The sequence below is a fragment of the Rhodococcus sp. P4_E4 genome, assembly GCF_056401575.1.
The window spans coordinates 332,991-347,219 of the sequence record NZ_JBFUJB010000006.1; the positions used below are offsets into that span (position 1 = coordinate 332,991).

Annotated in this window: 11 protein-coding genes; 5 read left to right on the plus strand and 6 right to left on the minus strand. The window is 63.7% G+C overall.

Translation table 11 applies throughout. The features are described 5' to 3' along the window. Nucleotides 1-135 precede the first annotated feature (135 nt). On the plus strand, nt 136-837 hold the full coding sequence (locus tag AC1DVN_RS10345; protein WP_019749074.1) for a hypothetical protein: 702 nt from the start codon (nt 136-138) through the stop codon (nt 835-837). A 72-nt stretch (nt 838-909) separates the two neighbouring features. On the opposite strand, the gene AC1DVN_RS10350 is transcribed toward AC1DVN_RS10345, so the two are convergent. The 3 genes from AC1DVN_RS10350 to AC1DVN_RS10360 form a co-directional block, all read right to left on the minus strand. Continuing rightward, nucleotides 910-2,943: a S9 family peptidase gene (locus AC1DVN_RS10350; protein ID WP_477993771.1), complete on the minus strand. Its 2,034-nt coding sequence runs from the start codon at nt 2,941-2,943 to the stop codon at nt 910-912. 12 nt (nt 2,944-2,955) lie between these two features. After that, nucleotides 2,956-3,570, minus strand: coding sequence for a GNAT family N-acetyltransferase (locus tag AC1DVN_RS10355; protein WP_003944518.1), 615 nt, complete (start codon nt 3,568-3,570; stop codon nt 2,956-2,958). A 63-nt stretch (nt 3,571-3,633) separates the two neighbouring features. Beyond that, nucleotides 3,634-4,641, minus strand: coding sequence for an iron-siderophore ABC transporter substrate-binding protein (locus AC1DVN_RS10360; protein WP_019749076.1), 1,008 nt, complete (start codon nt 4,639-4,641; stop codon nt 3,634-3,636). Nucleotides 4,642-4,761: 120 nt separating this feature from the next. On the opposite strand from AC1DVN_RS10360, the gene AC1DVN_RS10365 reads away from it, so the two are divergent. Then, nucleotides 4,762-7,071, plus strand: a complete 2,310-nt coding sequence (locus tag AC1DVN_RS10365; RefSeq protein ID WP_477993772.1) for an FdhF/YdeP family oxidoreductase — start codon at nt 4,762-4,764, stop codon at nt 7,069-7,071. Nucleotide 7,072: 1 nt separating this feature from the next. Continuing rightward, a complete protein-coding gene (gene fdhD, locus AC1DVN_RS10370) occupies nt 7,073-7,942 on the plus strand; it encodes a formate dehydrogenase accessory sulfurtransferase FdhD (RefSeq protein WP_020908229.1) in 870 nt (289 codons plus the stop codon). Here fdhD and AC1DVN_RS10375 read toward each other — a convergent pair. From AC1DVN_RS10375 to aroQ, 3 genes are read right to left on the minus strand one after another with little or no spacing between them, the layout of a single operon-like run. Continuing rightward, nucleotides 7,893-9,806, minus strand: coding sequence for a sugar phosphate isomerase/epimerase and 4-hydroxyphenylpyruvate domain-containing protein (locus tag AC1DVN_RS10375; protein WP_269577845.1), 1,914 nt, complete (start codon nt 9,804-9,806; stop codon nt 7,893-7,895). The two genes, fdhD and AC1DVN_RS10375, sit on opposite strands and share 50 nt — an antisense overlap. After that, nucleotides 9,803-10,681 (minus strand): shikimate dehydrogenase, encoded by an 879-nt coding sequence (locus AC1DVN_RS10380; protein WP_269577846.1) that lies wholly within the window; start codon nt 10,679-10,681, stop codon nt 9,803-9,805. Before AC1DVN_RS10380 ends, AC1DVN_RS10375 begins: the two co-directional genes overlap by 4 nt. Beyond that, a complete protein-coding gene (aroQ, locus tag AC1DVN_RS10385; RefSeq protein WP_046378774.1) occupies nt 10,681-11,130 on the minus strand; it encodes a type II 3-dehydroquinate dehydratase in 450 nt (149 codons plus the stop codon). Before aroQ ends, AC1DVN_RS10380 begins: the two co-directional genes overlap by 1 nt. A 127-nt stretch (nt 11,131-11,257) precedes the next feature. Here aroQ and AC1DVN_RS10390 point away from each other — a divergent pair, with 127 nt between their 5' ends. After that, nucleotides 11,258-11,932 (plus strand): TetR/AcrR family transcriptional regulator, encoded by a 675-nt coding sequence (locus AC1DVN_RS10390; RefSeq protein WP_269577847.1) that lies wholly within the window; start codon nt 11,258-11,260, stop codon nt 11,930-11,932. Nucleotides 11,933-12,003: 71 nt separating this feature from the next. Beyond that, nucleotides 12,004-14,226 carry a glycoside hydrolase family 3 C-terminal domain-containing protein gene (locus tag AC1DVN_RS10395; RefSeq protein WP_029538348.1) on the plus strand — a complete coding sequence of 741 codons (2,223 nt, stop codon included), beginning with the start codon at nt 12,004-12,006 and terminating at the stop codon, nt 14,224-14,226. Nucleotides 14,227-14,229 lie beyond the last annotated feature (3 nt).

The window sequence follows — 14,229 nt, forward strand, 5'->3', positions numbered from 1 at the left end:
CGCCCGTCGGCCGCCGCGGCGCACACGAACGACTGCCCCGCAGTCCGGGGTCAGCCGAACAAACGATATTCACCGATCCGCTCCGCTGACAGGATCGCTCTGAAGGACGACCGACCAACTACCTGTGGAGCAAATATGTTGAATAACTGGAGTTCTCGCCGTCCCGGCGTTCGAACCTTGGCGGCGGCCGCGACGATCGGAGCGGCGGTTGCCCTCGTGCTTCCGGCGACTGCGTCCGCTGCCCCCGGCATCGAAGAAAGTGTGCAAGGAAGCATCGACAGTGGTAGCGCCACGATCAACGGAAGCGTCGGCGATATCGGGAACGACATCGCAAACGGCATCGCCAGCGGCAGCGTGGGCGACATCGTCGGCGGGATCGCCACTGGGAACCTCAACGACGTTCTCGGCGGCCTGAACGCCGGCTCGACCAGCGCGACGGACATCGTCAACGGCCTGGCCAGTGGCAACGTCAGGGACATTCTCAGTGGCCTGGCCAGCGGCAGCGGCGGCGGCGGATCGTTTGCACCCACGCAGCGCTGCGACGCCTCGACCGTCTCGGGCGGCGCAGGAATCACCAGCACCAAGCACGAACTCGGCCGCGGTGGCCCGACCTCGTTCGTGCTCGGCTACGAGACCGAAAACGTCCCGGACCTGATCGAGGTGTACTACGAAGGTCGGTTGATCCACAGCACCGGATACATCGGCGATAACATCAACGAGGGAACTGGTTCAGCTGTCGTCAACGTGCCCGCCGGTGGGGCGTCGTCCGTTCTGGTTCGCGTCACGGGCCCTGACCACACCGAGTGGTCGTACACCGTTCGTTGCCCCGGCGCCTGAGTCCGGTCCGGATCCGCGCGAAGACGATCATGCCTCGTTCGGCTGCTTCAGCCGAACGAGGCATGCGCGCGTTCAGCCCAGAATCTCCGGCAGCGCGACATCTTCGCCGAGAACGTGCTCGGAGAGGAACGCGGTGACCACCTCGTACCAGATCTTGGTGTGCTGCGGCTTGAGCACCCAGTGATTCTCGTCGGGGAAGTACAGGAAGCGATGGTCCGTTTTCCCGTCGTCGTCGGCGGGCAGACCTGACTCGGCGAGCAGTTCGTACCAGAGTCGCAAGCCCTCACCGATCGGAACCCGGTAGTCCTTGTCGCCATGGATGACCAGCATCGGAGTCGTGATGTCCGCGACGTACAGGTGTGGCGAGTTCTCGACGGCCATCTCCGGCGACATCTCGCGTTGCCAGTACCAGGCCGCGTCCGTCGTCGGGCCGAATTGATCGAGTGCCCAGAGGCTTGCGTGGGTGACGATCGCGTCGAAACGGTTGGTATGGCCGGCGATCCAGTTGGCCATGTAACCGCCGAACGAACCACCCATCGCGCCGGTTCGCTTGGGGTCGATCTCGGGCTGCGCGACGGCAGCATCGGTGATCGCCATCAGATCGGTGAAGGGCGCCTTGCCCCACTGACCCCACCCGCGCTGGACGAAGTCCTGCCCGTATCCGGTCGAGAGTGCGGGATCGGGCAGCAGTACGGCATAGCCCTTGGCGACGAGCAGCCACGGATTCCACCGCCAGGACCAGGTGTTCCACGAACCGAGTGGGCCGCCGTGGACCCAGAGGAGCAATGGCACCGGCGCGTGCGGTGCGGCGCCGGTCGGCAGTGCCAACCAACTCCGGACTGTCGAACCGTCCTCGGCGCGAGCGGTGATCTCGGTCAGTGTTCCCGGCAGCTCCGGCAATGCGTCGGGTCCACGAAGTGCAGTGATCTCACCGGATCCCAGATCCACCCGCACCACGTGCGGGGGCGCTTCGTACGAGGCTCGCAACGCGTAGATCGACTCGCCGTCCGGCGCCACTCGAACATCGGTGTACGCCGCGTCGTCGGCTGTCAAGCGCACCGGCTGGCCCCACAGGTCGATGGTGAAGATCGGCCCTCGGCCGCCGTCGTCCGCGGTGACCACCAGCCCGGATCCGTCGGGTAGCCAGGCAAGTGAGGTGGGCCAGCGGTCCCAGCCGTCGGCGACGCCGGTCACGGCACCGGATCCGAAGTCGTAGAGCTGCAGAGTCATTCGCGGTGCGAACTCCGGCGTGGTGAGAGTCTCCCGGATGAACGCGAGCTTGGTTCCGTCCGGTGAGAGCACCGGGTTGTAGACGTCCGCGTCGGCCTCGTCGACAAGAGTGGTTCGGTCGCCGGTCACCGTGTCGATCCGAACCAACGTCGATCGGCGGGCGGCACTCGCATCGCCGACAGTCCACGTGGTCACGACGAAGAGACCGTCGTCGGAGATCGTGGTCGACGTCTCTCGCAGCGCCGCGGCTGCAGTCGGTGTGATGTCCCGCAATTCGACGGATTCCTTCGAATCCGTCTCGGCGACAACCAGATGCGGATGATCGGGGCCCAGGTCGTGGTCCCAGTGGCGCACCGGATACCCGGTGTGCAGCATCGCCGTGACCTTCTTGTCCTTGCGCGCCGATCGCACCTGATCGTCCTGGTCGAGGCTGATCGCCGAAGCCATGACCGAAGTCTGGGCCACGAACGTCGGCGCCGCCTTGGCCGCTGATACCGACGAGACACCACCGGGACGTGAGATCAACAGCTGAGCTTCTCCGCCCGCCGCGGGCAAGCGCCAGAGTGCGGGTTGCGGATCGCTCTCGCCCGGCACGGCTCGCGTGGCGGTGAAGAGCACGTCGCCGTCGAACGCGAAGGCAGCACCCGACTCGCTGGTCGAGCCCCAGGTCAACCGACGCGCCGGACGCCGACCTTCCGGGTCGATCTCCCACAACGAGGACACGTATTCGGCGCTCTTGTCGTCGAGAACGGCGCGCGCGCAGATCAGCAGCGAGCCGTCGGGTGACAACACCAGGCCGGACAACCTGGCCAAGGCGATGTAGTCGTCGAGTTCGTCGAACGGTGTGCCTGCGTGGAGCTCGGGAATCTGGGTCACCACTAGTTGGTATCACGCGCCCCGCGGTTGACGCATCATTGCGTAGATCGTCGGCCCGCCGCCTGGCATGACGATGTCACGGGTCACTTCGAAACCGAAGCGGTTGTAGTACGGGATGTTCGATTCCTTGCTGCTCTCGAGGTAAGCGTCGACGTGTTCACGATCGCAACGCTCCAACCGGGAGTTCAGTAGGGCTTTGCCGTATCCCCCACCGCGCGCCGCGCTGCCGGTCCCGACCGTCGCGAGATACCAGTGCGGCGAATTCGGATGTGCTCCTTCGAGAACGGAGCTGACCTCGGCCGCGTGTCGTAGCCCCCTGCCGAAGACACGCACCATTGCGGGCAGGCTCACGAGCCCGGAAATCCACGACTGCTTCCACCGCCCCGGCGGATCCCACAGAGTTGCCCCGCCGATCACGCCGTTGTCATCGGTGGCCACCTCGACACCGCCACCGGCGAAGTGGTGGTAACGAGCTTCTGCGGCAAACAGTTTCGTCAGGCGCTCAGCCCTGGAGTCCTCGTCCGGCAACATCCAGGCCATCAAGGGATCATCTTCGAACGCCTCGGCCAACACCGCCGACAGCGCCGGAATATCGGATCGGACAGCCGGCCGCACATGTACACCCATGAGGCGAGAGTACCGCCGACTGTCCGAATCCCTGGACTTTGAACAGCGCTGTCCTTGAACCGATCAGACGAGCAAGCCCGCAATCCGCGGCGGAATCTGTTCGAGCGCATACGGCAAGCTCAGTACGGTGCTCCACGTCATGGCTTCGGCAGCAGCGTCTTCCAGAATGATCGCGCGGCCGTCCTTCACGACGTCGAGCTCCTGGTAGATCGGGGTCTTGTCCAATTCCGCCCGAAGCTTGTCGCCGTAGCCACCACCGGCGTACCAGACGAGTACGTCGACGTCCGCGAGCGAGAGTTGCTCGGTGCTGATCTCGGCGAAGTTACCCGTGATCTGATCGGTGACAGGCGGATTCACGAATCCGAGTTCAGTGAAGAACCTCACCTTGGGGTCTTCCGGTCCGTAGACCCCGAATTGCCCCGGCCCCTTCAACGCGCCGACCAGAACGGTCTTGCCGGCAAACGCCGGATTGGCCGTCTTCACGTCGGCGAACTTCTTGTCGACGCCGGCGATCAGCTCGGTGGCCTTTCCTTGCTGCCCCAGCGCTTCGCCGATGATGGTCGTCTGGTTCTGCCAGGGGATTCCGTAATCCGCGAACTCCTTCGGCTGCGCCACCGTCGGCGCTATGGCACTGAGTTTGTCGTACTGCGCCTGAGTGAGCCCGGAGTAGGTGCCGACAATCAGGTCGGGTGTCGTGGCAGCGACCTTCTCCATCTGAATGGTGGTGCCCGCGGTTCCGATGATCTCGGGAGTCGCCCCGTTCAACAACGGCTGCGCCCATGGCCACACACCGTAGGGGTAATCGCCGTACCAGTCGAAGGTTCCGACCAAAGTCCCACCGAGGGCGAGGATCGCATCTTGATCGTTGTATCCGACACTGACGATCCGCTGCGGATCCTCGGGCAGCTCGGTAGCCCCAAATTTGTGGGTGATCGATCCCGCAGAGTCGCCGCTGGGGGGCGTGTCCTCGTCGTTCGAACTGGAGCAGGCTGCGGCGAATGCCAGCAACGCTCCCGACGTGCCGATCAGAAATCCGCGCCGGGTCAGCCGACCTGCGTCCGTTCGATCCATGCTCTTACCCCTTAAGTCCGCTCGTTCGGTAGGTAAGGCTAGCCGATGAATGTCGCATTCCGGTGAGTTCGACCGGCCCATTCGATGGCAGTACCGCGCCGTTCGGGCCAGTATGGAGACATGACGCGCCAGGGCCCCTCGAAAGACATCGACGAATCGGATCTCGAAGTCACGCACCCCAAGGACTACGCGGCCGGAGTGCCAGCCGTTCTGGTGTCGCTGCAACGAGGAATCGAGCAGATGGGAGCCTTGCGGACCGCCCGAACGCTCACCAGGCTCAACCAGCGTCACGGCTTCGACTGCCCGGGGTGTGCGTGGCCGGAGACTCCCGGACATCGCAAGCCCGCCGAGTTCTGCGAGAACGGAGCGAAGGCCGTTGCCGAGGAAGCAACGCTTCGCACGGTCACGCCTGAATTCTTCGCGGAGCACTCGATCGCCGACCTCGAAGGCAAGACCGATTACTGGCTCGGCCAACAGGGCCGACTGACGCACCCGATGGTCCTGACCCCGGGAGCAACCCATTACCAGCCGATCGACTGGGATGGCGCGTACGCACTGATCGCCGAACATCTGAACGGCCTCGCGTCGCCGGACGAAGCAGTGTTCTACACCTCCGGTCGCACGTCCAACGAAGCAGCGTTTCTCTACCAGTTGATGATTCGTAGCTACGGCACCAACAACATGCCCGACTGTTCCAACATGTGTCACGAGTCGTCCGGAAGCGCACTGACCGAATCCATCGGCATCGGCAAAGGCTCGGTGACGGTTCCCGACCTCGAGAACGCCGATCTCATCCTCATCGCCGGACAGAATCCCGGCACCAACCACCCACGAATGCTCTCGACACTCGAGAAGGCAAAGGGCAACGGCGCCAAGATCATTGCCATCAATCCCCTCCCCGAGGCGGGATTGCGGCGGTTCAAGGATCCGCAGAAAGTCTCCGGCGTGATCGGGCACGGAGTCGACATCGCGGACGAGTTCCTGCAGGTCCGGCTGGGCGGCGACATGGCGCTGTTCCAAGGCTTGGGGAAGCTGCTGCTCGAGCAGGAAGATCGCGCTCCCGGCACCGTGGTCGATCGCGCATTCGTCGACCGCTACTGCGCCGGTTGGGACGAATACGAGAAGCACATCCGCGCGGTCGATCTCGACACGGTACTCGAGGCGACGGGCCTGTCGATGGCGCAGCTCGAGGAAACGGCTGCCGCGCTTGCCCGATCCGAGCGAACCGTCACCTGCTGGGCCATGGGCATCACTCAGCACACACACGGAGTCGCCACCATCGAAGAAGCGGTCAACCTGCTGCTCATGCGTGGAATGATGGGCAAACCCGGTGCCGGGGTCTGTCCGGTGCGAGGACACTCCAATGTCCAGGGTGACCGCACGATGGGCATCTGGGAGAAGATGCCGGAAGAGTTCCTGGCCGCGCTCGACACCGAGTTCTCGATCTCGAGCCCCCGCAAGCACGGGTGGGACACCGTCGACGCGATCCGCGCGATGAATGCCGGCAAGGCAAGCTTCTTCATGGCGATGGGCGGCAACTTCATCCAGGCCAGCCCGGACACCGCAGCCACCGAAACCGCGCTGCGCCAATGCGAACTCACCGTTCAGGTTTCCACCAAACTGAACCGAAGCCACGTCGTTCACGGGCAGACCGCAATCATCCTCCCCACCCTCGGACGCACCGACCTCGACGTCCAGGCCGGCGGAAAGCAGCTTGTCTCCGTGGAAGATTCGATGTCCATGGTGCACCTGTCGCGCGGACGCCTCACGCCGGTCAGCCCCTACCTACGTAGCGAAGTCGCCATCATCTGCCAACTCGCCCGCGAACTACTCGGCAGCGATCACTCCGTCCGCTGGTCGGCCTTCGAGGGCAACTACGACCTGATTCGCGACTCCATCTCACGAGTGGTGCCCGGATGCGAAAACTACAACACCCGGGTTCGCCAGCCGGATGGATTCCAGCTCCCACACCCACCGCGTGACTCGCGTGAGTTCCGCACGCACACCGGCAAAGCCAACTTCGGCGTGAACGAACTGCACTGGATACCCACTCCGAGCGGGCGCCTGATTCTGCAGACCATGCGCAGCCACGACCAGTACAACACCACGATCTACGGCCTCGACGACAGATACCGCGGTATCAAGGGCGGACGCAAGGTCATCCTCGTCAATGCCGAAGACATCACTGCACTCGGATTCCACGACGGCGATCTCGTCGACATCGTGTCCGAGTGGACAACACCAGACGGAACACTCGAAGAGCGTCGGGTCACGGAATTCCGCATCGTCTCCTACGACACCCCCCGCGGCAATGCGGCGGCGTACTACCCCGAGACAAATCCGCTCGTTCCCCTCGAACACGTTGCAGCCAAGTCGAACACGCCGGTCTCGAAGGCCGTCACTGTTCGACTCGAAGCATCAGGCGCCTGAGATGGGACGGGTCACCGCACGAACACCGGTCGTTCGAATCTCGGGTGATCGGGTCGTCACGCGCCCCGACACGCTGGCCGTCGAAGAACCACTCGAAATGAGGGTTGGCGGTCAGGTGCTGGCCGTGACGATGCGAACACCAGGCAACGACGTCGACCTCGTCCACGGATTCCTTCTCAGCGAAGGCGTCATCGGTACCCGCGACGACGTGAGCGTCGTCCGGTACTGCGACGGCGTCGACGAAACCGGCGCGAACACCTACAACGTCCTCGACATCGCGCTCGCTCCCGGAGTGCCGTTGCCCGATCACACCACCGATCGCAACACCGTCGTCAGTTCCGCGTGCGGCGTGTGCGGCAAGACGTCACTCGATGCCGTCCGAACCACCACGCGGCATCCCCTGGTCGGTGACACGACTTCCGTCACCTCCACCGTCCTGTCTGCCATGCCGGTCACGCTTCGGGAGAGCCAACGGATCTTCGAGCGCACCGGAGGCCTGCACGCAGCCGGATTGTTCACCGCCACCGGCGAACTCCTGGCGCTGCGCGAGGACGTCGGCCGGCACAACGCAGTCGACAAGGTGATCGGTTGGGCAATCACCGACGGCCGAGTGCCGCTCTACGACACGATCCTGATCGTCAGTGGGCGGGCGTCGTTCGAACTCGTCCAGAAGGCCGTCATGGCGGGCATTCCGATTCTGGGCGCAGTCTCCGCGCCGTCGTCATTGGCCGTGGAGTTGGCACAGGAATCGGGGTTGACCCTCGCCGGTTTCATCCGCGGCGATTCGATGAATATCTACTCGCACCCGCACCGAGTCGAGGTCACGTCTGATTCGCGCGCAACTGAGCCGACAGTCGCACAGCGGAGTTGACCTCCCCGTAGCCCTCGTATCCACCCACTCGCTGCACGACCTCGAAGAACAGGTCTCCCCCGACCGTCGGGGTGAACAGGTGGAAGAACTCACCGCGGGCATCAGCGTCGTAAAGGATTCCGGCGCTGCGCATCCGGTCGAGCAGTTCTGAATTCAGGCCGAAACGTGCGTCCAGATCGTCGTAGTAGTTCGGGGAAATGGGTAGCGGAGCAAAGCCCCAGTCCTGCATGGACGCAGCGGCACCGAAGATGTTCTCACACGCGAAAGCGACGTGGCTGACGCCGCCGCGACGGACCGTCGGCAGCCCGCTTCGACTGCCCTCCACCATGTTCAGTGAGATCCGCAGGGTATGTCCGTCACCGTCCTGAACGAGCGTGAGTGCCTGGCTCCGCATGAGTCCGACCGAATCGGTGACGTCCTGCCCCTCGTGCGGTTGCATCTCGAACACGGAACGCAGGAGCAGCATGATGCCGTCCCAACTCTCCGCCGGAACTGCCAGTGCCACGTGGTCGATCCCGGTGAACACTGCGCCCTGTTCACGATTGCGCTCGGCGGGCAGCGGGTAGATCTCGAATGCCGATTCCCACGCTGCAGCGCTGCCAGGGCCACGAAGGTCGATCGATGTCGCATCGGTGACCTTCAAGCGTACGACGTCCGGTACCTCGGAGTTCTCGTCGCTCGAACCGGGCAACTGCACGCGCGTCGCCGGTACTTCGAGAGCCAGAGCGCGCTCTCCCCACACTTCGGGTTCGGTTGCCCTGATGCCGATCTGAGTGAGAACCGGCAGATCCGCGGGCAGCCCGGGCGCCGTCCACACCGTGCCCGCTGTCGCGTCGACGGCAACGGTGAGCGGTCCGTGCCGCCACAACTGCAAGTCGTGATCGTGGTGCCGTCCGACCAGATGAAAACCGACGCGGGAGAGCATCGAGTGCACCTGGTCCTGTTTAGCCGGACCCGCAGCGATTCGCAGAGACACGATCCCTTCGAGCGGGGTGCGCTCCGGGGCGGTGAACAGCGTGGGTCCACCGGCGGCAGGGTTCGCGGCGGCGACCTGTTCTTCCAGATGGAGGAGCGACCGATGAGCGTCGATTGCCGTCCGCTGGGTGTCCGCGCGTCGGAATACGTCGTTGAAGATCTCGAGCGACCACGGTCCGTCGTAACCGGTGGCGTAGACATGCTGAGCGAACGCACTGAGATCGAAGCTGCCCTGCCCCGGGAAGTTTCGGTGATGCCGGCTCCACTGGAGGATGTCCATCGCCAAGAACGGAGCGTCCGCCAACTGGAGGAAGAAGATCTTCTCGCCGGGAATCTCGCGAATTCCGGCGGGATCGTCACCGCGCGAGAGGATGTGGAAACTGTCCAAACAGGTTCCGAGCGCCGCGTGATCGACTCCCTCGACGATCCTCCAAGCATGACCGTACGTGTTGACGTGGGCACCCCATGCGAGCGCCTCGTAGGCAACCTTCTTGCCGTGCTCGGACGCCAGTTCGGCGAGAGCTCCGAATTGCTCTGTCAACTGACCGTCATCGTGACTTGCGGTCGGCAGGGGCGAGGAGCACACCAGGAGCGTCTCGCACCCCAGTTGATCCATGAGCTCGAATTTGCGTTCCACTCGAACAAGATTCCGAGCAAATTGGGCCTCGTCCACCGTGTCGAAGTCACGGAACGGCTGATACAGATCGAGGGTCAAGCCCAGATCCGCAGCCCGCGTTCGCAATTCCTTCGGGGACCACGGCGAAGCGACAAAATCCGGCTCGAACACCTCGAAGCCGTCGAAGCCGGCAGCAGCGATGGCATCGAGCTTCTCCTCGAGAGTCCCACTGAGCGATACCGTCGCGATCGACGTCCGGACCGGGGCACTCACAGCGCTGCCGCAGTCTGTTCGCCGTGCACGAGTTCCGTCATGTGCGCGAGCATCCGCTTACTGTCGGGCTCGATGCCCGTGAAGATCCGGAACGCGTCGACGGCCTGAAAGACAGTCATTCCGCCTCCGCTGAGCGTCGGGGCTCCGATCAACCTCGCCTGACGCAACAGCTCGGTCTCGAGCGGGCGGTAGACGATTTCCGCTACCCACAGATCTGGACGGAGCAGATCTGGCGAGAATGCCATTCCAGGATGAGCCGCCATTCCCATCGGAGTCGCGTGGATCAATCCGTTTGCGCTGCCGAGCACTTCGGCGAGGTCGCTCGTGTGCCGCGCCTCGACAACCTGCGCCGGAAACTGCTGCGCGAAGGTTTGTGCAAGTTCCTCCGCGCGAGGCAGGCTCGAATCGACCAACGTCAGTGTCCCGACGCCGCGGGTGAGCGCGGCATAGGCAACCGCCGCACCGGCTCCGCCGGCACCGAGCTGCACGACACGATCGAGCTGTGCGCCGGGAAGTCCGTCGTCGAAATTTCGGCCGAAGCCCGACCAATCAGTGTTGTGTCCGATCGCCTTGCCGGAGTCGAAGAGGACCGTGTTCACCGCACCGAGCCTGCTCGCATCCGGCGAGAGCTCGTCGAGGTGTTCGATCACCAACTGCTTGCACGGGTGAGTGATGTTGAGGCCGCGGAAGCCGAAACGTCGTGCATAGGTGAGAAGTTCACCGATGTCCGACGGCGCCATTCCCATCACGTCGAGATCGAGGATGCGGTAGATGTACGGCAGGCCCTGTCTGCGCCCTTCTTCCTCGTGCATGATCGGAGTCAAGGAGGCTCCGATTCCGGTGCCGATCAGACCGCAGAGGATCGAATCACTCATCAGTTCTTCCCTTCTCGGATGCAGACGAATTCGACTGCGGCGCTGTATCCGTCGATTCCCAATCCACAGATGACGGCGTCGGCGATGCCGGAGACATACGAGTGGTGACGGAATTCTTCGCGACTGTGGATGTTGCTGATGTGCACCTCCACGACGGGGGCATCCAGTGTGACCAGAGCGTCGCGCAACGCAACGGAGGTGTGCGAGTACCCACCGGGATTGATGACGATGCCCGCGACATTTCCCCTGGCCTCGTGGACCCAATCGATCAGTTGGCCCTCGTGGTTCGACTGCTTTGCCTCGACCACCGCGCCGAACTTCGCGGCCGCCGCTTCACAGCGGGAAACGACGTCGTCCAGGGTGCCTCTCCCGTAGAACTCCGGTTGGCGCTGGCCCAACAAATTCAAGTTGGGTCCGTTGAGAACCAGAACCGGTAGAGATGGAGTCATCAGGGGCACCTCGGGGTTGACGCTCGAAACTAATGTACGAACTAGTGAGTTAGTTCACTGGACGTTACTCCCCCGACGCGAACTCGACAAGCAAGGTCGACAAACTGCTGGCAGATAGAGTGAGCACATGGTTTCCGAGCAGTCAGTGAACTCCGTGGTGTCGAAGCCGGAGAAACGACGCCGAAACAGCGATCTGACCAGGGTGAACATCATCGCCGTCGCCACCGAGGAGTTTGCCGACAAAGGCTTCGCCGGCGCCCGAGTCGACGAGATCGCAACCAAGACGCATACCACCAAGCGCATGATCTACTACTACTTCACCGACAAGGAAGGGCTGTACAAGTCGGTACTCGAGCATGCGTACAGCGTCATTCGTGCGCAGGAACGTGAACTCGACCTCGAGGGATTGAACCCCACGGCAGCAGTCCGCGCTTTGGCCGAACTCACCTTCGACCACCACGAACAGCACCCGAATTTCATTCGCCTCGTGGCCAACGAGAACATGCTCCGCGGCGAGCACATCGAGAAATCCGAGTTACTCAGCGGCCTCGGCGCCCCTGCCGCCGACCTGGTCTCGCAGATCCTGCACGACGGGCAGCAGTCTGGGGCATTCCGCTCCGACGTCGATGCTCTCGACATTCACATGGTGATCAGCAGTTACTGCGTCTTTCGTATCGCCAATCGGTACACCTTCAAAGCGCTCTTCGACCGCGATCTGACCGACTCGACGCATCGTGAGCATCTTCGAACAATGCTCGGCGACATGGTTGTTGCGTTCCTGACCTCGAAGGCGCCGTCCTGACCTACCCCGAAGTCCGAAAAATCCCCCTACGGTGGTGAGTGGAACTCACAGCTGCCACCGGGAGGAATGACGTGACCGAGAATTACGTAGACGGGCTTTCACTCGAGGAGAAGGCGTCGTTGACGTCCGGCTCGGATTTCTGGCACAGCCAGTCCGTTGCCGGAATCGAATCGATACTCCTGACCGACGGTCCGCACGGAGTCCGGAAACAACCCGAGGGCGGCGACGCACTCGGACTCGGCCACAGCATTCCAGCGACATGTTTCCCACCGGCGGTCGGGTTGGGCTCGTCGTGGAACCTCGACCTCATCCGCCAGGTCGGTGAGGCTCTGGGCGACGAAGCCAAAGCCGAACAGGTCTCGGTCCTCCTCGGCCCAGGCATCAACATCAAACGATCACCCTTGTGTGGCAGGAATTTCGAATACGTCTCCGAGGACCCATTCCTCTCCGGCCGCGTCGCGGCAGCGCTGATCACCGGCATCCAGTCTCGCGGCGTCGGAACCTCGCTCAAGCACTTCGCTGCCAACAACCAAGAACACGACCGGATGAGAGTCAGTGCCGACGTCGACGAACGGACGCTGCGCGAGATCTATCTGGCCGGCTTCGAATACGCCGTCAAGACCGCGGCCCCGACGACGGTCATGTGCTCGTACAACAAGATCAACGGTGTGTACTCGAGCCAGAACCATTGGCTGCTCACCGAGGTACTCCGCGAACAGTGGGGCTTCGACGGCCTCGTCGTTTCGGACTGGGGAGCGGTCAACGACCGCGTGGCGGCACTCGCCGCGGGCCTCGACCTGGAAATGCCGCCGACCGGAACCGATACCCAGATCGTCGACGCCGTGCGCGGCGGCGACCTGGACGAATCAGTGCTCACCACTGCCGCCGAGCGCCTGTCTACGCTGGTGAAACGCACCGCCGCCGCGCGCACCGAGGGCCACACGTACGACGTCGAGCGTCACCACGAACTGGCACGGACCGCTGCAGCGGAGTCCGCTGTCTTGCTGGCCAACGACGGAGAACTACTGCCGCTGACCCCCGGCGGGCAAACTGTCGCGGTGATCGGCGAATTCGCGTGCAGCCCGCGGTACCAGGGGGCCGGCAGTTCACAGGTGGTTCCCACCAAGCTCGACAATGCCTTGGACGCGATCCTCGACCTCGAAGGCGCCGACCGCGTCACCTTCGCACCGGGCTTCACCTTCGACGGCACGCCGAACGACGACATGGTCACCGAGGCTGTCGACGCCGCACGCCGCGCTGACGTCGCGGTGCTGTTCCTCGGACTACCGTCCGCCACAGAATCCGAAGGATTCGACCGAACCGACATCGAACTGCCGGCTGACCAGATCGCCCTGCTGGAAGCGGTCCACGGCGCGAACCCGAACACGGTCGTCGTGCTCGCCAACGGCGGTGTGGTTTCGACCGAGCCTTGGAAGGATCATGCCGCCGCAATCCTCGAGGGTTGGCTACTCGGCCAGGCGGGCGGCTCGGCGATTGCCGATCTTCTGTTCGGCATCACGAATCCGTCCGGCCGCCTCACGGAGACCATTCCGCTTCGCCTCCAAGACAATCCGTCGTATCTGCATTTCCCGGGATCACAGCAGCACGTCCGCTACGGCGAAGGCCTGTACGTGGGATACCGCTACTACGACTCCGCGCTGCGCGAAGTGGCGTACCCGTTCGGGTTCGGGCTGAGCTACACCACCTTCGACATCACCGATACCTCCGTCGAGGCCGGTGAGAACTCCGCCGAAGTGACCGTCACCGTGCGCAACAGCGGCGACCGATCGGGCAGCACCGTCGTTCAGGTCTACGTCCACGACGCCTCGGCAAGCATCGATCGACCCGCGCAGGAATTGAAGGGCTTTGCCAAGGTCCACCTCGACCCCGACGAATCCGCGACTGTGACCATCACGCTCGACACCAGGGCATTCGCCTATTGGTCCGTCGCGGCGCAGGACTGGGCGATCGAACCTGGCGACTACGAGATCCGCGTCGGCTTCTCGTCTCGGGACATCGCAACCACCGACACGATCACCCTGGCCGGGAACGTCGGCGTCGGCACGCTCGACGCCATGTCGACCATCGGCGAATGGCTCGCCCATCCCGTCGGCAGCGCAGTTCTCGGCGCCGCCATGGCTGCCGCAGCGGGCGACGGTGCACAGGCGGTCAGCCCCGAGATGATGGCACTCGCAGGCTCGATGCCGCTCGGAAAACTCGCCACCTTCGGCCTCGGCATCACCGAGGAACAGGTGGCGCAGTTGGTGGCGGCCGCCGCGCAGCCAGGCTCCTGACCG